General features: G+C 61.1%; 16 protein-coding genes. 6 read left to right on the forward strand and 10 right to left on the reverse strand.

Annotated elements, in window-relative coordinates; translation table 11 throughout:
- Nucleotides 1–100: 100 nt before the first annotated feature.
- From N8H74_RS22905 to N8H74_RS22915, 3 genes are read right to left on the reverse strand one after another with little or no spacing between them, the layout of a single operon-like run.
- The gene (locus tag N8H74_RS22905) at nucleotides 101–3,253 is read right to left on the reverse strand and encodes a CusA/CzcA family heavy metal efflux RND transporter (protein WP_262150501.1); all 3,153 of its coding nucleotides are present in this window, start codon (nucleotides 3,251–3,253) and stop codon (nucleotides 101–103) included.
- A gap of 39 nt (nucleotides 3,254–3,292) precedes the next feature.
- A complete protein-coding gene (locus N8H74_RS22910; protein ID WP_262150503.1) occupies nucleotides 3,293–4,492 on the reverse strand; it encodes an efflux RND transporter periplasmic adaptor subunit in 1,200 nt (399 codons plus the stop codon).
- 49 nt (nucleotides 4,493–4,541) lie between these two features.
- Nucleotides 4,542–5,819 carry a TolC family protein gene (locus N8H74_RS22915; protein WP_262150505.1) on the reverse strand — a complete coding sequence of 426 codons (1,278 nt, stop codon included), beginning with the start codon at nucleotides 5,817–5,819 and terminating at the stop codon, nucleotides 4,542–4,544.
- Nucleotides 5,820–6,296: 477 nt separating this feature from the next.
- Between N8H74_RS22915 and N8H74_RS22920 the strand changes: the two genes are divergently transcribed.
- From N8H74_RS22920 to N8H74_RS22940, 5 genes are all read left to right on the forward strand, one after another.
- Nucleotides 6,297–6,971, forward strand: coding sequence for a heavy metal response regulator transcription factor (locus tag N8H74_RS22920; RefSeq protein WP_217830485.1), 675 nt, complete (start codon nucleotides 6,297–6,299; stop codon nucleotides 6,969–6,971).
- Nucleotides 6,968–8,362, forward strand: coding sequence for a heavy metal sensor histidine kinase (locus N8H74_RS22925; protein ID WP_262150508.1), 1,395 nt, complete (start codon nucleotides 6,968–6,970; stop codon nucleotides 8,360–8,362). The genes N8H74_RS22920 and N8H74_RS22925 overlap by 4 nt, the downstream gene beginning before the upstream one ends.
- 438 nt (nucleotides 8,363–8,800) lie before the next feature.
- Nucleotides 8,801–8,929, forward strand: coding sequence for a hypothetical protein (locus N8H74_RS22930; protein ID WP_262150510.1), 129 nt, complete (start codon nucleotides 8,801–8,803; stop codon nucleotides 8,927–8,929).
- Nucleotides 8,930–8,979: 50 nt separating this feature from the next.
- Nucleotides 8,980–10,203, forward strand: a complete 1,224-nt coding sequence (locus N8H74_RS22935) for a YcaO-like family protein (RefSeq protein WP_262150512.1) — start codon at nucleotides 8,980–8,982, stop codon at nucleotides 10,201–10,203.
- Complete coding sequence (locus tag N8H74_RS22940) at nucleotides 10,200–11,159, forward strand: class I SAM-dependent methyltransferase (protein WP_262150514.1); 960 nt, start codon at nucleotides 10,200–10,202, stop codon at nucleotides 11,157–11,159. Before N8H74_RS22935 ends, N8H74_RS22940 begins: the two co-directional genes overlap by 4 nt.
- 116 nt (nucleotides 11,160–11,275) lie before the next feature.
- Here N8H74_RS22940 and N8H74_RS22945 read toward each other — a convergent pair whose 3' ends face one another.
- The 6 genes from N8H74_RS22945 to N8H74_RS22970 are packed head-to-tail and all read right to left on the reverse strand — an operon-like array spanning nucleotide 11,276 to nucleotide 17,231.
- Complete coding sequence (locus tag N8H74_RS22945; protein WP_217830489.1) at nucleotides 11,276–13,018, reverse strand: ABC transporter substrate-binding protein; 1,743 nt, start codon at nucleotides 13,016–13,018, stop codon at nucleotides 11,276–11,278.
- A 47-nt stretch (nucleotides 13,019–13,065) separates the two neighbouring features.
- Entirely contained in the window at nucleotides 13,066–13,338 is a 273-nt protein-coding gene (locus N8H74_RS22950) for a DUF2160 domain-containing protein (protein WP_056854889.1), read from the reverse strand.
- 10 nt (nucleotides 13,339–13,348) lie between these two features.
- Nucleotides 13,349–14,149 (reverse strand): carbohydrate ABC transporter permease, encoded by an 801-nt coding sequence (locus N8H74_RS22955; protein WP_217830490.1) that lies wholly within the window; start codon nucleotides 14,147–14,149, stop codon nucleotides 13,349–13,351.
- Nucleotides 14,150–14,158: 9 nt separating this feature from the next.
- Nucleotides 14,159–15,025: a sugar ABC transporter permease gene (locus N8H74_RS22960; RefSeq protein WP_217830491.1), complete on the reverse strand. Its 867-nt coding sequence runs from the start codon at nucleotides 15,023–15,025 to the stop codon at nucleotides 14,159–14,161.
- Complete coding sequence (locus tag N8H74_RS22965; protein WP_217830492.1) at nucleotides 15,022–16,137, reverse strand: ABC transporter ATP-binding protein; 1,116 nt, start codon at nucleotides 16,135–16,137, stop codon at nucleotides 15,022–15,024. Before N8H74_RS22965 ends, N8H74_RS22960 begins: the two co-directional genes overlap by 4 nt.
- Complete coding sequence (locus N8H74_RS22970) at nucleotides 16,137–17,231, reverse strand: ABC transporter ATP-binding protein (protein WP_262150521.1); 1,095 nt, start codon at nucleotides 17,229–17,231, stop codon at nucleotides 16,137–16,139. The genes N8H74_RS22965 and N8H74_RS22970 overlap by 1 nt, the downstream gene beginning before the upstream one ends.
- A 268-nt stretch (nucleotides 17,232–17,499) precedes the next feature.
- Between N8H74_RS22970 and N8H74_RS22975 the strand changes: the two genes are divergently transcribed.
- Nucleotides 17,500–19,353: a sigma-54-dependent Fis family transcriptional regulator gene (locus N8H74_RS22975; protein ID WP_262150523.1), complete on the forward strand. Its 1,854-nt coding sequence runs from the start codon at nucleotides 17,500–17,502 to the stop codon at nucleotides 19,351–19,353.
- A gap of 126 nt (nucleotides 19,354–19,479) precedes the next feature.
- Here N8H74_RS22975 and cysS read toward each other — a convergent pair whose 3' ends face one another.
- Nucleotides 19,480–20,862: a cysteine--tRNA ligase gene (cysS, locus tag N8H74_RS22980; protein ID WP_217830495.1), complete on the reverse strand. Its 1,383-nt coding sequence runs from the start codon at nucleotides 20,860–20,862 to the stop codon at nucleotides 19,480–19,482.
- Between the last annotated feature and the right edge of the window lie 13 nt (nucleotides 20,863–20,875).

Raw genomic sequence — 20,875 nt, forward strand, 5'->3', positions numbered from 1 at the left:
AGGTAACAATCCGAACCTTTCGTGACGGTGGCGCCGAAATTACATATCCGTTATGTAGAAAGGCCCGCAATGGCGGGCCTGTTGTTGAGGCAAAAAGTGACTAGCCAACAGTGGGCGATTGCTCGTCCCGGCGATGCGCCAGTTGATACAGCGCCGGCAGTATCAGCAACGTGAGGATGGTCGAGGACAGGATCCCGCCAATCACCACCGTCGCCAGCGGTCGCTGCACCTCAGCGCCGGTGCCGGTCGCCAGGGCCATCGGAATAAAGCCCAGCGACGCCACCAGTGCGGTCATCAACACCGGCCGCAACCGGGTCAACGCCCCGACATTGATCGCCTCCGTCAGTGAACGCCCCTCCTCGCGCAGATTGCGGATGAACGCGATCATCACCAGGCCGTTGAGCACCGCCACGCCGGACAGCGCAATAAAGCCGACGCCCGCCGAAATCGACAATGGGATATCGCGCAACCACAACGCCATGACCCCGCCGGTCAGCGCAAACGGAATCCCGGTGAACACCAGCAAGCCGTCCTTCATGTTGTTGAACATCATGAACAGCAGGCCGAACACCAGCAGCAGCGCTACCGGCACCACAATCTGCAAGCGCTTGGCCGCCGATTGCAGTTGCTCGAACTGCCCGCCCCAACTGGTCCAGTAACCCGCTGGCACCTGCACATCACGCTCGATTATCTCGCCCGCCTCGGCGACAAACGAGCCGATGTCCCGCCCGCGCACATTGGCGCTGACGATCACCAGACGCTTGCCGTTCTCCCGACTGACCTGATTCGGCCCCAGTACCAGGTCGAGGCTGGCGACTTCCTTGAGGGCGATAAAACCGATTTGCCCGGCATTGCCATTGAGTGGCGCCGGCACCGGAATCAGCAGCGCCGACAGGCCTTCGATGTCCTTGCGCATGGCATCGGAGAGGCGTACCACCATGTCGAAACGCCGGTCGCCCTCGTACATCGTCCCCGCCTGGCGACCACCCACCGCGACGGCGATGGTGTCCTGCACATCGCCGACGTTGAGTCCGTAACGCGCCGCCTTGTCGCGGTCGATGTTGATGGTCAGCACCGGCAGGCCAGTGGTCTGCTCGACCTTCACTTCGGAAGCACCGTTGACCTTTTGCAGGGCCGTGGCGATCTCCGCCGCGGTGGCATTGAGCACATCCATGTCGTCGCCAAACACCTTGACCGCCACATCACTGCGCACACCGGAGATCAGTTCGTTGAAGCGCAACTGGATCGGTTGCGACAGTTCATAGTTGCTGCCTGGCAGCGTCGCAGCGGCCTGTTGCAGTTCGGCCATCAGGGTCTCGCGTGATTTGCCAGGATCCGGCCATTGCTCCTTCGGCTTGAGCATCACGTAGCTGTCGGAGATGTTCGGCGGCATCGGGTCGGACGCGATTTCGGCGGTGCCGGTACGAGCAAACACCCGCTCGACCTCCGGCACTTTGCCGAGGATCAGGGCTTCCAGGCGTTGCTGCATATCCACCGATTGCGACAGGCTGGCGCCCGGCACGCGCAGGGCTTGCAGGGCAAAGTCGCCCTCGCTGAGGCTCGGCACAAATTCGCTGCCCATGCGGCTGGTCAGCACCCCGCTGAGCGCCACCACGCCCAGCGCCATGCCCACCGCCAGGGTGCGATGGCTCATCACCCAGGCCAGTGCCGGCGCATACACCCGACGCGCGCCACGCATGACCGCGCCCTCCTCTTCCTTGACCTTGCCGGTCACGAACAGCGCGATGGCCGCCGGCACGAACGTCACCGACAACAGCATGGCGCCGAGCAATGCGATCACCACGGTGAAGGCCATCGGATGGAACATTTTTCCCTCAACGCCGGTCAGGGCGAAGATCGGCAAGTACACGACCATGATGATCAACTGGCCGAAAATCAGGGGTCGCCGCGCCTCTTTGGCCGCCGCAAACACTTCATGGAAACGCTCGGAGCGGGTCAGCAGTCGCCCGTGATGCTGTTGCGCATGGGCCAGTCGGCGCAGGGTGTTTTCGACGATCACCACCGCGCCGTCGACGATGATGCCGAAATCGAGCGCACCAAGGCTCATCAGGTTGGCGCTGACCTTATTGCTGAACATGCCGGTGAAAGTGAACAGCATCGACAGCGGAATCACCATCGCGGTAATCAGTGCCGCGCGGATGTTGCCGAGGAACAGGAACAGAATCGCGATCACCAGGATCGCGCCTTCGACCAGGTTCTTCTTCACCGTGGCGATGGCCTTGTCCACCAGATGCGTGCGGTCGTACACCGCCACGGCGACCACGCCTTTGGGCAACGAGCGGTTGATCTGTTCCAGTCTGGCCGCCACCGCCTGGGAAACCGTGCGGCTGTTCTCGCCGATCAGCATGAACACCGTGCCGAGCACCACTTCGCGACCGTTTTCCGTGGCCGCGCCGCTGCGCAGTTCACGACCGACGTCGACACTCGCGACGTTCTTGATCCGGATCGGCGTGCCATCGACGTTGGCCATGACGATATTGGCGATGTCCTCGGTACTCGCCACCTGGCCCGGCGCGCGGATCAGTAACTGCTCGCCGCTGCGCTCGATGTAACCGGCGCCGACGTTGGCGTTGTTGCGCTCCAGCGCCGTCACCAGATCAGTAAGAGTCAGTTTGTAAGCGGCGAGTTTTTTCGGATCGGGGGCAATCTGGTATTCCTTGGCGAAACCGCCAATGGTGTTGATCTCGGCCACACCGGGGACGTTGCGCAATTGCGGCTTGATGATCCAGTCCTGAATCACCCGCAGATCGGTCGGTGTGTAAGCCGTGCCGTCATCCTTGAGCGCACCGTCCCGGGCTTCCACGGTCCACAGGAAAATTTCCCCGAGCCCGGTGGAAATCGGCCCCATCACCGCTTCCGCGCCTTCGGGCAATTGTTCCCTGGCGATCTGCAAGCGCTCGTTGACCAATTGCCGGGCGAAGAACAGGTCGGTGCCGTCCTTGAAGATCACCGTGACCTGGGACAGCCCCGAACGCGACAGCGAACGGGTCTGCTCCAGCGCCGGCAGGCCGGCCATGGCGGTTTCGATCGGGAAAGTGATGCGCTGCTCGGTTTCCAGCGGCGAGAACCCGGCGGCACCGGTGTTGATCTGCACCTGGACGTTGGTGATATCGGGCACAGCGTCGATCGGCAGCTTTTGATAGCTGGCGATACCGAGGCCGGCCATGAGCAAAACGGCGAGCAGCACGATGATGCGCTGCTCGATGGCAAACTGGATCAGGCGTTCGAACATGAGGATTTTCTCGTCGAGGGGCGGATCGGTGGGCGTCTTTTAATGCGCATGTTCGGCCGAGGCCTTGCCCAATTCCGATTTGAGAACGAAGCTGCCGGCCGTGGCGACTTGCACGCCCGCCTCCAGCCCCTGGGTGACTTCCACCTGCCCTGCCGCACGACTGCCCAACTCCACCGCCTGCGCCTTGAAGCCGCCCTCGGTGCGCACGAAAACCGTCGGCTTGTCCTCGACGGTCTGGATCGCGGTTTCCGGCACGGCGACCCTGGCCTGGCGGTTGTCAGTGGCAACCAGCGCGGTGACGAACAACCCCGGGCGCCAGGCGCCTTGCGGATTTTCCAGGGTCACGCGCACGGTGGCGGTACGCGTCTGCTCACCGAGCAGACTGCCAACGTAAGCCACGCTGCCGACAACCTCGGCGTTCAGTTCCGGGGCACTGATCGTCACCGGTTTGCCCACCTGCACCCGGGTCAGGTCCTTGGGCGAAACACCGAAGGTCACCCACACCCTGGACAGATCCGAAAGGGTGAAGGCATTGCTGGTTTCATCGACCACTTCCCCCGGCGTCAGGTGCTTCTCCACCACCACGCCGTCGAACGGCGCGCGCAGTTCATAGCGATTGCCACCGGTGGCGACCACGCTGCCGCTGAGCACGCTGATCTTTTGCCGGGCGTTGCTCACAGCAATTTCCGCTTCTTCCAGAGCCTGGCGGGCCTGGAGGAAATCCTGCTCGGCGGAAATCTTGTCCTGCCACAGTTTTTTCTCGCGTTCATAAGTGGTTCGGGCAAGAGCCAGACGCCGTTGTGCGGCCGCCTGTTCGCTGCGCTGATCGGAAATCTGCTGGCTGGCGATCACCGCCAGCAACTGGCCCTTCTTCACCGACTGCCCGAGATTGACCGGCACCGACTCGACCACACCGGGCACCCGCGGCACCACATGGGCGGTGCGATCCTCGTCGAAACGCACTTCACCGGGGAACGGCAGACCGAGACTGATGCTCTGCGCCCGCGCTTCGGCCAACTGGATACCCGCCACCGCGATCTGTTCGGCGCTCAGGGTCACCTGCCCTTCTTCGGCGTGTTCTTCCTGAGCGGCGCCTTCTTCGGCGTGCTCGGCATGGTCGGCGTGCTCCGCCGCTTCATCGGCGTGGGCGTCGATGGACGAGTCCGCCGTCCACATCGAACCGATGCCAATACCCAACGCCAACGTCGCCACGGCGACAACCATCAATTTTTTATCCATGGGAACTCCTCTGCGCCGAGCCATCGCGCAGTGATTGAAAAAACAGGGTTCAAGGGCGGACGGCGAGGTCGCCGAAAATACGTTCGATGCGCGCTCGCGCGTCGGTCGCCTCGGCAACCGCCTGAATGTATTGGGTGCGCGCGCTGATCAAGGTGCGCTGGGCGTCGAGTACATCGAGGAAGCCGAACTTGCCCATTTCGAAACCACGGATGGCGCTGTCGACCGCACGTTGCGCGGCGGGCAGGATGGTCCGGTTGAACGCTTCGGCTTCGCCGTTGGCGGTCTGCCATTGCGCCAGGGCGGTCTGGGTTTCCGTGCGCAAACGCAGCTCGGTGGCGTTGCGCAGATCCCGCGCCTGATCGGTACGGCGGGCGGCGGCCAGTACATTGCCCTGATTGCGGTTGAACAACGGAATCGGCATCGACAGCCCGACCACATTGACCCGCTCGCGCTCGGTTTCGCTGTACTGGCTGCCGACGCTCACGGTGAGATCGGGAATCCGCTGCGCCTTCTCCAGGCCCAGCGAAGCCTCACGCTGATCGATCTGCAGCTTCGCCAGACGCAGCTCGGCGGTGTCACTCAGCCGCTCAAGCAAACGGTTTGAAGGCGGCACCGCCGGCAAACCTTGCGCGGCGCTTTGCACATTGACCGAGGTCGACAGCGGCGCCCCCATGACCTGTGCCAGTTGCTGATAGGCATTGGCCTGATCGCGCTCGGCCCGGCTCAGCTCCAGACGCACCTCCGATAGCTGCACCTGCGCCCGCGTGCCTTCGACCGGCGACGACTTGCCCGCCTCGATACGCCCCTGCGCCACCCGCACACCCTGTTCGGCCAGGGCCTGCGACTGGCGTGACAACAACAACCGTTGCTGCGCCGTTTGGGCGCTGGAGAACGCCTGAATCACGTCCGCGCGCAAGGCATTGCGCTTGCGCTCCAGTTCGATCGCGGCGGCATCCTGTCCGCGACTGGCGACATCAATCCGCGCTCCGCGCTTGCCACCCAGCTCGATCGGCTGGCTGAGCGTCAGCGTGGTGGTGCGTGAATCGCGCCGGGTGTCTTCCGCCTCCCAGGACACCTCGGGGTTGGGCATCAGACCGGCCTGTTTTCGCTCCCCCTCGGCAATGCCGATTTCCCATTGCGCGGCCGCGAGTTCGGGGTTGCCGGCAAACGCCGTTTGCAGCGCCTGTTCGAGGCTCAGTGTCGCCACCGAGGTTGGCGGGGCGGCGGCAAAAGCAGAACCAGTGCACCACAAAAGCCCCGTGGTGCTCAGCATCCGCAGTATGTTTTTCAGGCGTGATCGTGCCGTCAGTTCTCTTGGACCGGGCAATTGAATACTTCCTTTTTAAATCAAGAAATGTCGATTGCGCCACGGTAGGGTTTTGAACTTATCGACAAGGTGACTGGAACATTACAAATCCGTTATCCACGGTTACAGCAAGTTGTTTTGCTCTAGCATTCGAAGTGCTCGAGCAATTTCCGTAATACATCGAAACAAATACTCGGGATTATCTGCCGAACAGCACTTGCCCCAACCGAGCGGCCGTGAAGTTGAAAATCATACGCATGGCTTTCTGCGACAGGCTGTCGCAGAAAGCCAGTTTAGAGCCTCTCATTTCGAGTATTCGTTTGACTCTGTAGCCACTACAGCCTTTACCGTGCATGTCACCCAAGTGAAGAACCTACATGATCCGGCAACTTTAAAATCGCTTGCCAGTTATTGAATAACCTCCGGAAGACCTTACAAAACCAACAACTTTTCCGCCCCTCTTAATTACGTAACTATTAAATAAAGTGGTGATAAATCATGCGAATCCTTGTCGTTGAGGACGAGCTTAAAACTGCCGAATACTTGCATCAGGGATTGACGGAAAGTGGTTATATCGTTGACCGCGCGGCAACCGGTGCCGATGGCCTGCATCTGGCCCGCCAGCAGGTCTATGACCTGATCATCCTCGACGTGAACCTGCCGGAACTGGACGGCTGGGCCGTGCTGGAACAGTTGCGCCGTACCCACTCGACCCGGGTCATGATGCTCACCGCACGCGGGCGTCTGGCCGACAAGATCCGTGGTCTGGATCTGGGCGCCGACGATTATCTGGTCAAGCCGTTCGAGTTTCCGGAACTGCTGGCGCGGGTGCGCACACTGATGCGCCGCAGCGAAAACATACCGGTGCCGCAGGTGCTCAAGGTCGCCGATCTGGAGCTTGATCCTGGGCGGCACCGGGCGTTTCGCGGCGAGCAACGCATCGACCTGACCACCAAGGAATTCGCTCTGCTGCACCTGCTGATGCGCCAGTCCGGCGAGGTGCTGACCCGCACCCAGATCATCTCGCTGGTATGGGACATGAACTTCGACTGCGACACCAACGTGGTCGAAGTCTCGATCCGGCGTCTGCGGGCCAAGATCGACGACCCGTTCGAGCACAAACTGATCCACACCCTGCGCGGCGTCGGTTATGTGCTGGAGGCACGGGAATGAAGCCGGCCAGCCTGTCCCTGCGCCTGGGTCTGACGGTGAGCATTCTCGGCGCGTTGCTGGTGGTGTTCGTGGCGATCCTCGCTTATTTCGCCCTGACTCATGAGCTGAACGCACTCTCCAGAGACAGCCTTGAGAAGAAGATCGAGCAGGTCGAACACAGCCTGAAGCTGTACGCCGATGCCAGTGAAATCCGCACCAAACCGCACATTCTGCTCGATCAGGTCATGGGCCACGACAACCTCACGCTGACCATTTACGACCAGGACAATTTGCGCACGCCGCTGCTCAAGTCCGGCGCGGGCATGAGTGACCCGCGTCTGGAACTGAAAGCCATACGGGCGACCACCGAACAACTGGCCTACACCAGCAACACCGACACCGAGGGCACGAAATTCCTCACCGCGTCGAGACTGATCCGTCTCAAGGACGGGACCCGCGTGCCGGTGCTGCTGTCGACCGACAATGCCCACGATCAGGCACTGCTCAGCGCCTATCTGCGCTCAACCCTGCTGGCGCTGCCGTTGCTGCTGATCTTCATCGGCCTCAGTGCCTGGGGCGCCGTGCAGCGAGGATTGGCGCCGCTGCGCGAATTCCGCAAAGTTGCAGCGCGGGTCACCACCCAGGACCTCGACCATCGCCTGTCAGCGGTGAACATGCCTCAGGAACTCAGCGAACTGGCGCTGGGCATCAACGTCATGCTGCATCGCCTCGATGCGGGGGTGCAGCAACTGTCGCAGTTCTCCGACGACCTGGCCCATGAACTGCGCACGCCGATCAACAACCTGATGGGCAAGGCGCAGGTGACGCTGTCCCGGGAGCGCACGACCGAGGAATACAAAAACGTACTGGTGTCGTGCATCGAAGAGCTTGAGCGGGTCGCGCGAATCGTCTCGGACATGCTGTTTCTGGCCCAGGCCAGCCACCCGACGGCCCATGCGCCTTTCGAGTCGATTACCCTGGAAGATGAAGTATTGAAAGTGGTCGAGCTGTTCGCCCTGTCGGCACAGGACAAGCAGATCCGTCTGAGTGTGGTCGGCAGCGCGCAGGTGTCCGGGGATCGTCTGATGATCCAGCGGGCGATCTCGAACCTGCTGTCCAATGCCCTGCGCCACTGTCCTCCGGGGAATACGGTGTCGCTGATAATCGAATCCGGAGCCACCCAGGTTTCACTGTTTGTCAGCAATCCCGGCGTCGGTATCGAGGCGCAGCACCTGCCACATCTGTTCGACCGCTTCTACCGGGTCGACAGCAGCCGTACCCGTTCGCAAGGCAGCACCGGGCTGGGGCTGGCCATCGTCCGTTCGATCATGAGCCTGCACAAAGGTGTCGCGCAGGTTGAAAGTCAGCCGGGCGAGATGACCGTGTTCAGACTGGCCTTCCCTAAAACCTGAAAACACGGCGTAGCGAGTGCTTGATCGTTATAGGAAAAGTCACCGCGCAATGGCTCCGATGGAGAGTGAACAAGTCCATCGGTGCGATTGTGCGGCAACCTTCTGCTGAAATATCTGACGCGCCGGGGAAACAAAACCCGGCCTGCGGTTAATCGTTCCGCTCCAGCGAGTGGCGATCGGGCCGCATCCCGGCTGATACCTCTGCTCTTCATCACTCCCCTGAAAAGCGCTTTTCATGCGGTGTTCAGCCTGATCGCGAGCAAGCGCACCCGGCTGTTCGAGATCGTCAATTCACGGTTTGCCAGTACGTATTTCGACATAGGCAAAAGCCGCGTGCGGAAACCTCCGGACACTTTTGACCCCGACGACGCAGCGCTTTTAGATTCGGCTCGTGCTGAAAACGGCGCACACCAACAACCATCTAGAAGGAACGCACCAATGGGATACATGGGTAGCTGGAACGGTAACCACCTCGATGACCTCGACGAACAGGAAATCCCCTCGTCCGAGCAGATCGAAGCGCTGCAACTGAGTGAGGAAGAGCTGGCGGAACTGACCGTCGAGTGACAAGCACAACGGGGGCCTCGCGCCCCCGTTGGCTTTACAGGAAGGGACTCATGGACAAGACAAGGATCGCCGAGCGCGAGCTGACGGCACATCAGGCCGAGCAACGGATTCGCGCCGAGCTTTCGCGCCTCGGTCTGACGGCGACGACCCGCACACTCGGCAGCAAGGTACTAGCCGTGCAAGCCAGCCTTCACGGCAGCGACAATCGACTGGCCCGAGGTTCCGGCAAAGGCTATGCAGGTCAGGCACGTTTGGGCGCACTTTACGAAGCACTCGAACACTATTGGGCAGACTCGTTGTGTACGCGCGATATCCACTACGAGGCGGCACACTATTTCACCGACACGCCGATGTTTGCCGACGACTCGCTGCTGCAACGGATGACCGTCCTGCCCGACGCGCGCATCGCTTGTCGAACCTACGTCTGCCCGCTGTGGCACGACATCTTTTCCTATCCGGTGGCATTGATCGCGCCGAACTGTTCCCCCCCGCGCCTGCCACACGACACCGTGGACTATCGCGCCGTGCAGCGTTACGCGAGCAACAGCGGCACCGCCATTGGCGCCAGTTACCAAGAAGCGCTGCTGCATGGGGCCAACGAGTGCATCGAGCGCGATGCCGTGTCGCTGTTTCTGCTCAGGCATTTTTACTACGAACACCGCCCGCCCCTGCGACGGGTCGCGCGCCCGCATGAGGATGACAGCCTGGGGCGATTGTGGGCCGACGCCGAGAAGGAAATCGGCAGCGAAATCGTGCTGGTGGATATCAGCAGCGAATTCCTGGCACGCACCTTTCTGGCGTTCTCGGCAGCCTCTGGCGCTCATCCAAGGGTGTTCGGCAGCGGTTGCTCCCTCGATGCGCGCCATGCAGCGTGGCGTGCGCTCAGCGAACTGGTGCAATTGCGGCTCGCTGCCGCAGAGCCGGAATATCGGCAAACCCTGGACAATGCCCTGCGCCACCTGCAGCCATTCCCGCGCCTGCTGCGCTGTGCCCGGTTCGATCCGCGAGTCTTGCTGGATCGGTGCCCGCAACATGAGGTGAGACTGCCCGATAGCAGCGAAGACTTGCCGGTGGAGGAGCAGGTCTATCGTCTGCTGCAAGACGTGCAGAGTCACGGTCGTACAGTGGGGGCGACGATCCTGGAACGAACCCGACTCGGTACAACCCTGCTGAACGTGGTGATCCCCGGACTGGAACGCTTCTTCGTGGTTTCTGGCGGTAACGTGGTCATCCCGCAGACCCGTGGTCGCCGTTTGCAGAGGAGCGTCGCATGAGCCAGCCGTTCATGGAAATCGACCACCTCCGGGAACTGACGCTGGCCCGTGACCTGTCTCCCCACATCCTTACGGCCGGGACTTTCGGCTACTTTGTCGAGCCACCGGGCAATGGTCTTCATCACCTGTTTTTTCTGTGCATGGATGGGCGCACCTGGGTTGGCCGCAAAGTCCTGCAACTGGATCGACACCAGCGCTGGCAAGCGAGCAGCGTGCTCAAACCCACAATGCTGCTGGGGCCGCATGTTCAATCGCAGTGGAGTAACGAAGGCCTGTCGATCTGCTTTCGCCCTGTTTCGCCCGAGGCAAAAGCAGCGTTCTTCGCAAGCGCGCTGGCAGGGCCTGACAGTGAAATCCAGTTTCCCTTTCCGTTGCTGGACGCCGATGGCCAGGAAGCCGTTTGCCCGCCCCGGTTCTGGCACTGCCATGACGGCCTCGCGGTGCAACTGGATGCGCAAGAACAGCACTTGCGCGAGCATTGCGCCGGGTTGTTGCAGACAACTGTCGCAGCCGGCGCATTGATTTATGACCCGGCCTGCTCGACGGGCAGGTTCATCGCTCATCTGGCCCACTCACTGCCCGACTGCCGCTTTCTGGGCACGGACCGATCGGCTTCGATGATCGAACATGCCAAGCACTGGCATGCAGCAACCCCAGTCGAGTTTCGTCTGCTCGATGCCGGCGATGCCTACGCCAGTGGTGTTCGTTGCGATGTGCTGATACTGCGTTTTCTGAATGCCGAGGTACTGACACGGCAGCAGGCCCACACAATCTTTGAATCACTGATCCGTTGTGTCGAACCAGGCGGGACGGTACTTGTGTTTGGTCACTCCCCGGTGTTGCTTGCCGTCAACTGGCTGGCGGCCCGGCTCGGCCTGCGACTGGAATCCAGCGTCGCGGCGCGACCGGGGCAGACTGAGTTGTTTCAGTTTTATCGGCTGAGGATGGCAAGGTAATGCGGCGCTTGTCGTTCAGCAGAAGTTTATTCAAGGACTGGCTCGCGAAGGGGCCGGCCAAGACAGGCACAAAAAAACGGCACCTCACGGTGCCGTTCATCATCCCCAATCAACGCTTACTTGCGCGCCGCCTCCCACGACTTGAGCAGTTCGTTGTAGCTCACGGTCTCGCCTTTCGGCTTCTCGTTGGCCAGTTTCGGTTTTGGCGCGCCCGGTTGGTCGAACCAGTATTGCGCATCGCGTTCTGGGTTCATTTTCGGTGCGCAAACGGCCTGGGCCTTGGAGCGCTCGAGACGGGTCATGATCGCGTCCTGATCCTTGGCCAGGCCATCGAGGGCCTGCTGCGGAGTCTTCTCGCCGCTGGCCGCCTCGGCGATGTGGCTCCACCACAGCTGCGCCAGACGTGGATAGTCCGGCACGTTGGTGCCGGTCGGCGTCCACTGCACGCGGGCCGGGCTGCGGTAGAACTCGACCAGCCCGCCGAGTTTCGGCGCCAGGTCGGTCATGGCTTGCGAGTTGATGTCCGACTCGCGAATCGGCGTCAGGCCGACGATGGTTTTCTTCAGCGACACGGTTTTCGAGGTCACGAACTGCGCATACAGCCAGGCCGCAAGTTTCTGTTTCTCAGGCGTCGACTTCATGAACGTCCACGAACCCACGTCCTGATAACCGAGCTTCATCCCCTCTTCCCAGTACGGGCCACGCGGCGACGGCGCCATCCGCCATTTCGGCGTGCCGTCGGCATTGACCACCGGCAGCCCCGGTTTGGTCATGTCGGCGGTGAACGCGGTGTACCAGAATATCTGCTGGGCGATGTTGCCCTGGGACGGCACCGGACCGGATTCGGAGAAGGTCATGCCCGCCGCTTCCGGTGGCGCGTAGGCCTTGAGCCAGTCGACGTATTTCTGTGTGGCGAAGACTGCCGCCGGGCCGTTGGTGTCACCACCACGGGTCACGCTGGAACCGACCGGATGGCAGTCCTCGACGCGAATGCCCCACTCGTCCACCGGCAAGCCGTTGGGCAAGCCTTTGTCACCGCCGCCGGCCATGGAGAACCAGGCATCGGTGAAGCGCCAGCCCAGGGATGGGTCTTTCTTGCCGTAGTCCATGTGCCCGTAGACACGCTTGCCGTCGATTTCCTTGACGTCTTCGCTGAAGAACTTGGCGATGTCTTCATAGGCCGACCAGTTCACCGGGACGCCCAGATCATAGCCGTACTTTTCCTTGAACTTGGCTTTCAGGTCGGCGCGCTCGAACCAGTCGGCGCGGAACCAGTACAGGTTGGCGAACTGCTGGTCGGGCAACTGGTAGATCTTGCCGTCCGGCGCGGTGGTGAACGAGATGCCGATGAAGTCCTTGATGTCCAGGGTCGGCGAGGTGAAGTTCTTGCCTTCGTTGGCCATCAGGTCGGTGATCGACTCGGTCTTGCCATAGCGAAAGTGCGTACCGATCAAGTCGGAGTCATTGACCCAGCCGTCATAGATGTTCTTGTCCGACTGCATCACCGTCTGCATCTTTTCCACCACGTCGCCTTCCTGCAACAGGTCGTGGGTGAGCTTGATTCCGGTGATTTCAGTGAAGGCCTTGGCCAGCACTTTCGACTCGTATTCGTGGGTGGTCAGGGTCTCGGAAACGACCTTGATTTCCATGCCGCGAAACGGTTCGGCGGCCTTGATGAACCACTTCAATTCTTCGAGCTGCTGATCGGCCGTCAGGGTCGACGGTTTGAATTCACTGCCGATCCATTTTTTTGCGGCGTCTTCGTAGGCATCAGCCCAGGCGGACGCGCTCAAACCGCTGAGTGCCAGCATGGCTGCCAATGAAATGCTATGTCGCAGCTTATTTTTCTTATCGAACATAGAGACCTCCTGTTAGGTTTTCGGAGCAAGATTGCCGAGCGATTCGACTAGCCCCAACGCATCACAGCCAACAGCCACACCAGGGACAACGCGAACGCAACCCAGATGCTCCAGTCGGTGACGCCGATTACCAGCAAATGCAGGTAGGCGCTGCCGAGAAGACCGATAAACAAGCGATCGCCACGGGTGGTGGCAATCGGAAGAAAACCTCGCCGCAACACGCTCGGCGAACGCAGTTCCCAGGTGGTCATGCCCACCAGGATCAAACCGATGACACCAAAAAACGCGGCCGTGGGGACGGTCCAGCTCATCCATTCCATCATCAGTTCCTCATACCCGGCCCAGGGCAAAGCCCTTGGCCACATGGTTGCGAACAAACCAGATCACCAGCATGCCCGGCAGGATGGTCAACACCCCCGCCGCCGCCAGCACGCCCCAGTCGATGCCGGACGCCGACACCGTGCGGGTCATCACCGCCGCGATCGGCTTGGCATTGACCGAGGTCAGCGTGCGCGCCAGCAACAGTTCGACCCAGGAAAACATGAAGCAGAAGAACGCCGTCACACCGATGCCGGAGCCGATCAGCGGGATGAAAATCTTCACGAAGAACTTGGGAAAACTGTAGCCGTCGATGTAGGCGGTTTCGTCGATTTCCTTGGGTACGCCGGACATGAACCCTTCAAGAATCCACACCGCCAGCGGCACGTTGAACAGGCAGTGCGCCAACGCCACTGCGATGTGCGTGTCGAACAGGCCGATCGACGAATACAACTGGAAGAACGGCAGCAGGAACACCGCCGGTGGTGCCATGCGGTTGGTCAGCAGCCAGAAGAACAGGTGCTTGTCACCGAGAAAGCGATAGCGCGAAAAGGCGTAGGCCGCCGGCAACGCCACGCTCAGGGAAATCACCGTGTTCAGGCTGACGTAGTACAGCGAGTTGAGATAACCGGTGTACCAGCTCGGATCGGTGAAGATCACCTTGTAGTTTTTCAAGGTGAAGTCCTGGGGAAACAGCGTCAGCCCGCCGAGGATTTCGGTGTTGCTCTTGAAGGACATGTTCAGCAGCCAGTAGATCGGCACCAGCAGGAACAGGATGTAGACCAGCAGCAGAATCAGCTTTTTCTTGTTCATGGCCGGGCCTCAGCGATTGGCATCGTTGTGGGTCATGGCGGTATAGAACAGCCACGACACCAGCAGGATGATCAGGAAGTACACCAGCGAGAATGCCGCCGCCGGCCCCAGGTCGAATTGGCCTACGGCCATCTGGGTCAGGGTCTGACTCAGGAAGGTCGTGGAGTTGCCCGGCCCGCCGCCGGTGAGCACGAACGGCTCGGTGTAGATCATGAAGCTGTCCATGAAGCGCAGCATCACCGCGATCAGCAACACGCTCTTGAGCTTGGGCAATTGAATGTGGCGGAACACCGCCCAGTTCGAGGCCCGGTCGATCCGCGCCGCCTGGTAATACACATCGGGAATCGCCCGCAGCCCGGAGAAACACAGCAGCGCCACCAGCGAGGTCCAGTGCCACACGTCCATCACCAGCACCGTGACCCAGGCGTCCATGGTGTTGGCCGCGTAGTTGTAGCTGATGCCCAGGGCATTGAGGCTCGAACCGAGCAGCCCGATGTCGGCGCGGCCGAAGATCTGCCAGATGGTGCCGACCACGTTCCACGGAATCAGCAGCGGAATCGCCAGGACGATCAGCACCACCGACGACCAGCGGCCCTTGGTCGGCATGGTCAGGGCAATGGCGATGCCCAGCGGGATTTCGATCAGCAGCACACACGCCGAATAGATGAACTGGCGCAGCAACGAGTCGTGCAGACGCGGATCGAGCAGCACCTGCTTGTACCAGTCGGCACCGACGAAGTAGCGGCTGGACTGGTCGAAGATGTCCTGCACCGAATAGTTGACCACGGTCATCATCGGGATCACCGCACTGAACGCCACCAGCAGGAACACCGGCAACACCAGCCACCAGGCCTTGTTGTTCTGCACCTTGTTCATGGCCGCTCCTCAGGGTCGGTGGTGGTATCGAGCAGGAACTCATCGGCATAGACCATCAGCCACTGCGCCGGAAAACTGATGTACGCCGTGCCCTGGGGCACCGGTTTGTCTTCGGCCAGACGCACTTTCAGCACCGCGCCGTCGAGATCCAGGGTCATGATCTTGTAGGTGCCGAGGTCTTCGACATGGACAACCCGCGCGCGCAGGGCGTCATCGAGGGGTTCATCCCACACATGGATGAACTCGGGGCGGATGCCGACCTTCAGATTTTTCCACTGGCCGTGTTCGATATGGCGCTGCAAGGCGTCGGACAACGGCAAATGGGTCGAGGCGAAACCCACCCCGCCCGGTTGCGGCACCACGTCGATCAGGTTCATGCCGGGACTGCCGATGAAGTAGCCGACGAAGGTGTGGCTCGGCCGCTCGAACAACTCCCGTGGCGTGCCGAACTGAACGATCTGGCCGCCGTACATCACCGCGATCTTGTCGGCGAAGGTCGAGGCTTCCAGTTGATCGTGGGTGACGTAGACCATGGTGATGTTGAACTGCTCGTGGATCTGCTTGAGCTTGCGCCGCAGCTTCCACTTCAGGTGCGGGTCGATCACCGTCAGCGGTTCGTCGAAGAGGATCGCCGAGACGTCGTCGCGCACCAGGCCACGGCCCATGGAGACTTTCTGTTTTTCGTCGGCGGTGAGGTTGCGCGCCTTCTTGCTCAGCAGATTCTGCAGGTCGAGGACTTCGGCGATTTCCTGCACCTTGCTGTGGACCTTCGCCTCGGCCATGCCCTGATTGCGCAGGGGGAAGGCCAGGTTGTCGAACACGGTCATGGTGTCGTAGACCACCGGAAACTGGAAAACCTGGGCAATGTTGCGCTGCTCCGGCGACAGATCGTTGACCGCTTTGCCGTCGAACAGCACATGGCCCTGGGACGGGCTGAGCAGGCCGGAAATGATGTTGAGCAAGGTCGACTTGCCACAACCCGACGGCCCGAGCAGCGCGAAAGCGCCGCCCTGCTCCCAGATGTGGTCCATTTCGCGGATCGCATAATCCTCAGGCCCGCTCGGGGTACTGGTATAGCTGTGGGCGAGGTGCTGCAAACGGATTTCGGCCATCAGGCAACCCTCGCGATACGCCGGCCCGGTGCCTGCACCAGACGGCCCTGCGCATCGAACACAAACAGTTTATGGGTCGGGATGTAAATGCGGATCGGCGCATCGACGTCGTATTCGTGAACACCGGGCAAATGCAGCACCAGCAGGAAATGCTCGTTGCGCACATGCAGGAAGGTTTCCGAACCGCTGATCTCCGCCACTTCGACGGTCACCGCCAGTTCCAGGTCGTCGTCGTTGCTCGGCACCAGCGAGATGTGGCTCGGACGCACGCCGAAGCGGAACTCGCCCTCGCCCACCGGACGCAGGTCGACGTTCAGCGGAAAGTGTACGAAGTTGGCGAAACTCACTTCGTTGCCGGCAATCCGCCCGGGCATCAGGTTGATTGGCGGCTCGGAGAACAGCTCCGCCGCCAGCACCGTTTGCGGCTGGTTGTAGACCTCGGTCGAAACACCGCTCTGGATCACCCGGCCTTCGTGGAGGATGGTCGTGGTGCCGCCCAGCGCCAGGGCTTCGTTGGGTTCGGTGGTGGCGTAGATGGCGATGGTGTGGCGCGCCTTGAACAGCTCGCGCATTTCCTGGCGCAGCTCTTCACGCAGCTTGTAGTCGAGGTTGACCAGCGGCTCGTCGAACAAAATCAGCTCGGCGTCCTTGACCAGCGCCCGGGCCATGGCGGTGCGCTGCTGCTGGCCGCCGGACAGTTCCAGCGGGTAGCGCTTCAAGAACTTCTCGATGCGCAGCATCTTCGCGGTTTCCAGCACCTTGCTCTGGATCTGCTCGTTGGAGATCCCGGCCTGACGCAGTGGCGAGGCGATGTTCTCGAACACCGTCATGGTCGGGTAATTGATGAACTGCTGATAGACCATCGACACGTTGCGCAAACGCACCGGGTGTTGGGTGACGTCGACGCCGTTCATCAGGACGCGGCCGCTGTCGGGCTTGTCCAGACCGGCCATCAGGCGCATCAGACTGGTTTTGCCGGACAGCGTGCGCCCGAGCAAAACGTTGAAAGATCCGGGTTCGAATTTCAGGCACGCATCGTCGATCCAGGTCTGGCCCTCGACGGTACGGCTGACGTGCTCCAGGGTGAGTGACATGGCTCGGCCTTTTTATTATTGGAGTCAAGCAACGTGTTCAGCAGAGCGACATTCGTGCCAGAAATCCCAAGCCGTTGATTTGTCGTGAAAAGCGCTGAAAACGCAGTGAATGCACCTTCATTGCTGAACACAATTGAACAGGTCAACGATTGACAATGAACAATAGTGAACAACACTCTAGCGATGCTTTTTTGCACGGATCCGCTGGCCCGCTCCCGCCAGTGATCGCATAACAACAATAAAAATGCTGTTTCAGAGGCTGACTGCCATGGCCGATCCTGTCCCGCCGCTTTCCCATGACGCCATCGTCCAGGACTCCTGGTCCCGTTGCCGCGCCTTCGGCCTCAATCACCAAAGCACGCCGTCATTCGACCAACTGCCCGCCGCCGGCATCGCGCGGTTGCTCGACAGCCACCACTCACTGGTGCAGACCACCCATCAGGAAGTGCTGCCGTACTACGAAAACATCCTGAGCAACTCCAATTGCCTGATCATGCTGGCCGACAATCAGGGCCAAGTGCTGACGTCATGGGGCACCCAGCGCTTTATCGAGCCGAACCTGGCGCGGGGCTTCAAGACCGGGGCGAGCTGGATGGAGCGCTCCAGCGGCACCAACGCGATCGGCACCGCACTGGCCTGCGAGCAGGCGGTGCATATCGAGCACGATGAACACTTCCTCAAGGCCAACCGCTTCATGACCGGTTCCGCCGCGCCGATTTTCGATGCCGAGCGCAAGGTCATTGCCGTGCTCGACGTGTCCAGCGACAGCTACCTGCCACCGTCCCACACCCTCGGCATGGTCAAGATGATGAGCCAGACCGTGGAGAACCGGCTGATCCTCAACCTGTTCCACGGTCAGCACTTTCAACTGACGTTCAACACCGGATTGAACAACCTCGACAGCCAGTGGGCCGGGCTGCTGATCTTCGATGAAAGCGGCCAGGTGCTGTCCGCCAACCGCCGCGCGGACAACCTGCTCGGTGTGCGCCTTTCGCGGGTCAGTATCGAGAGTCTGTTCAAAGTGTCGTTGCTGGAGTTGATCAACCAGCCCGACGGCCTGCCGTTCGCCTTGCAGACTTGCGGGCGCAACCGCTTTCAATGCCTGTTGAAACGGCCGAAACAGGCACCGGTCCAGGCACGCGTGTTCACGGAGCCAAAAGCTCCGGAGCCCACAGCCCCGGCCTCGACGGCGATCAGCCTCAATACCCTGCACTTTGGCGACAGCCGCGTGGAAAAAGCCGTGCGCCAGGCCGAACGTTTGCTGGAGAAAGACATTCCATTGCTGATCCACGGCGAAACCGGGGTCGGCAAGGAAGTCTTCGTCAAAGCCCTGCATCAGGCCAGCTCCCGCAGCAAACAGGCGTTTATCGCGGTGAACTGTGCGGCGATCCCCGCCGAACTGGTGGAGTCCGAGCTGTTCGGCTATGAGAAAGGCGCGTTCACCGGCGCCAACCAGAAAGGCAGCATCGGACTGATCCGCAAGGCGGACAAAGGCACGCTGTTCCTCGACGAAATCGGCGACATGCCGCTGCCAACCCAGGCCCGCCTGCTGCGGGTATTGCAGGAGCGCTGCGTGCAACCGGTGGGCAGCAGCGAGTTGTTCCCGGTGGATCTGCGGATCATCTCGGCGACCAATCGCTCGCTGCGCGAACAGGTACAACTGGGGCGGTTTCGTGAGGATCTGTATTACCGCATCGGCGGGCTCACCCTGGAATTGCCGCCGCTGCGCGAGCGCAGTGACAAGGAAGCGTTGTTCAAACGGCTGTGGGAACAGCATCGCGAACCTGCGCAATGGGCGGGGCTGAGTCGGGAGGTGCTGGAGTTGTTCGGCCGTCATCCGTGGCCGGGGAATCTGCGTCAGGTCAGCAGCGTGATGCAAGTGGCGCTGGCGATGGCCGAAGAGCAGCCGGTGCGGCCTGAGCATCTGCCGGATGACTTTTTTGTCGACCTGGAGATGGAACCGGTGGAGACGGCAGAACCACTGGGGATTGATCTGAATGATGCCGAGGCGTTGAGCCGGGAGTTGCAGGCGGCCGGGGGGAATATTTCCCATCTGGCACGGCGGTTGGGGGTCAGTCGCAATACCCTTTACAAGCGGTTGCGGCAGTTTGGGATCGAGTGAACCGCCTTCCCCTCATCGGAACGCCGCCCGCCCAGCCCCTCCCGAGGGAGAGGGTTAAGGACTTTTGACTTTGAAAAAAACAAAACCCGCACAAAGGCGGGTTTTGTTTTTTGGCCAGACAAGCAATCAGTCAGCCAGACGCCAGGTCGTCCCGCCCTTGCCGTCTTCCAGCACCACGCCCATGGCGGTGAGCTGGTCGCGGATACGGTCGGATTCGGCCCAGTCCTTGCCGGCACGTGCCGCCAGGCGCGCGGCAATCAGCGCGTCCACTTCGGCGGCATCGACGCGCCCTTCGGCGCCCGCTTGCAGGAAGTCGTCGGCTTCGAGTTGCAACACACCCAGCACGCTTGCCAGCTCTTTCAGACGCGCCGCCAGACCGGCCGCCGCATCGAGATCGCTCTCGCGCAGACGGTTGATCTCACGCACCATCTCGAACAGCACCGCACAGGCTTCCGGCGTACCGAAGTCGTCGTTCATGACGGTGGTGAAACGCTCGACGAACGCCTCGCCACCGGCCGGCGCCACACTCGGCAGGCCTTTCAACGCGTGGTAGAAACGCTCCAGAGCGCCCTTGGCGTCCTTGAGGTTGTCTTCCGAGTAGTTGATCGCGCTGCGGTAGTGGCTCGACACCAGCAGGTAACGCACGACTTCCGGGTGGTACTTGTCGAGCACGTCGCGAATGGTGAAGAAGTTGTTCAAGGACTTGGACATCTTCTCGCCATTGATACGGATCATGCCGCAATGCATCCACGCATTGGCGTAGGTCTTGCCGGTGGCCGCTTCGCTCTGGGCGATTTCGTTCTCGTGGTGCGGGAACTCCAGGTCACTGCCGCCGCCATGAATGTCGAACGTCTCGCCGAGGCAGCAGGTGGACATCACCGAGCACTCGATGTGCCAGCCCGGACGCCCGGCGCCCCACGGCGATTCCCAGCTCGGCTCGCCCGGCTTGGCGGCTTTCCACAGGACGAAGTCCAGCGGATCCTGCTTCGACTCGTCGACTTCGATCCGCGCACCGATGCGCAGGTCTTCGATCTTCTTGCGCGACAGCTTGCCGTAGCCCATGAACTTCGCGACGCGGTAGTACACGTCGCCATTGCCCGGTGCGTAGGCGTAGCCCTTGTCGATCAGGGTCTGGATCATTGCGTGCATGCCCGGAATGTGATCCGTGGCGCGCGGTTCCATGTCCGGCTTCTGGATGTTCAGGCGCGCTTCGTCTTCGTGCATCGCGGCGATCATGCGCTCGGTCAACGCTTCGAACGACTCACCGTTCTCGTTGGCCCGGTTGATGATCTTGTCGTCGATGTCGGTGATGTTGCGCACATAGGTCAGGTCATAACCGCTGAACCGCAACCAGCGGGTCACCAGGTCGAACGCGACCATGCTGCGGCCGTGGCCGAGGTGGCAGAAGTCGTACACGGTCATGCCGCACACGTACATGCGCACCTTGTTGCCATCCAGCGGCTTGAAGACTTCTTTGCTCTTGGTGAGCGTGTTGTAGATCGTAAGCACGTTGTTTCCTTGA

The sequence above is a fragment of the Pseudomonas sp. B2M1-30 genome (assembly GCF_025447575.1).
Taxonomy (GTDB): Bacteria; Pseudomonadota; Gammaproteobacteria; order Pseudomonadales; family Pseudomonadaceae; genus Aquipseudomonas; species Aquipseudomonas botevensis.

Bases quoted from the DNA above. Each gene is read 5' to 3' on its own strand.
- N8H74_RS22910 (WP_262150503.1), bottom strand. From the start codon at position 4,492: ATGGATAAAAAATTGATGGTTGTCGCCGTGGCGACGTTGGCGTTGGGT.
- N8H74_RS22975 (WP_262150523.1), top strand. From the start codon at position 17,500: ATGGCCGATCCTGTCCCGCCGCTTTCCCATGACGCCATCGTCCAGGAC.
- N8H74_RS22950 (WP_056854889.1), bottom strand. From the start codon at position 13,338: ATGGAATGGATGAGCTGGACCGTCCCCACGGCCGCGTTTTTTGGTGTC.
- N8H74_RS22905 (WP_262150501.1), bottom strand. From the start codon at position 3,253: ATGTTCGAACGCCTGATCCAGTTTGCCATCGAGCAGCGCATCATCGTG.
- N8H74_RS22970 (WP_262150521.1), bottom strand. From the start codon at position 17,231: ATGTCACTCACCCTGGAGCACGTCAGCCGTACCGTCGAGGGCCAGACC.
- N8H74_RS22955 (WP_217830490.1), bottom strand. From the start codon at position 14,149: ATGAACAAGAAAAAGCTGATTCTGCTGCTGGTCTACATCCTGTTCCTG.
- N8H74_RS22940 (WP_262150514.1), top strand. From the start codon at position 10,200: ATGAGCCAGCCGTTCATGGAAATCGACCACCTCCGGGAACTGACGCTG.
- N8H74_RS22925 (WP_262150508.1), top strand. From the start codon at position 6,968: ATGAAGCCGGCCAGCCTGTCCCTGCGCCTGGGTCTGACGGTGAGCATT.
- N8H74_RS22930 (WP_262150510.1), top strand. From the start codon at position 8,801: ATGGGATACATGGGTAGCTGGAACGGTAACCACCTCGATGACCTCGAC.
- N8H74_RS22965 (WP_217830492.1), bottom strand. From the start codon at position 16,137: ATGGCCGAAATCCGTTTGCAGCACCTCGCCCACAGCTATACCAGTACC.
- N8H74_RS22960 (WP_217830491.1), bottom strand. From the start codon at position 15,025: ATGAACAAGGTGCAGAACAACAAGGCCTGGTGGCTGGTGTTGCCGGTG.
- N8H74_RS22935 (WP_262150512.1), top strand. From the start codon at position 8,980: ATGGACAAGACAAGGATCGCCGAGCGCGAGCTGACGGCACATCAGGCC.
- N8H74_RS22920 (WP_217830485.1), top strand. From the start codon at position 6,297: ATGCGAATCCTTGTCGTTGAGGACGAGCTTAAAACTGCCGAATACTTG.
- N8H74_RS22945 (WP_217830489.1), bottom strand. From the start codon at position 13,018: ATGTTCGATAAGAAAAATAAGCTGCGACATAGCATTTCATTGGCAGCC.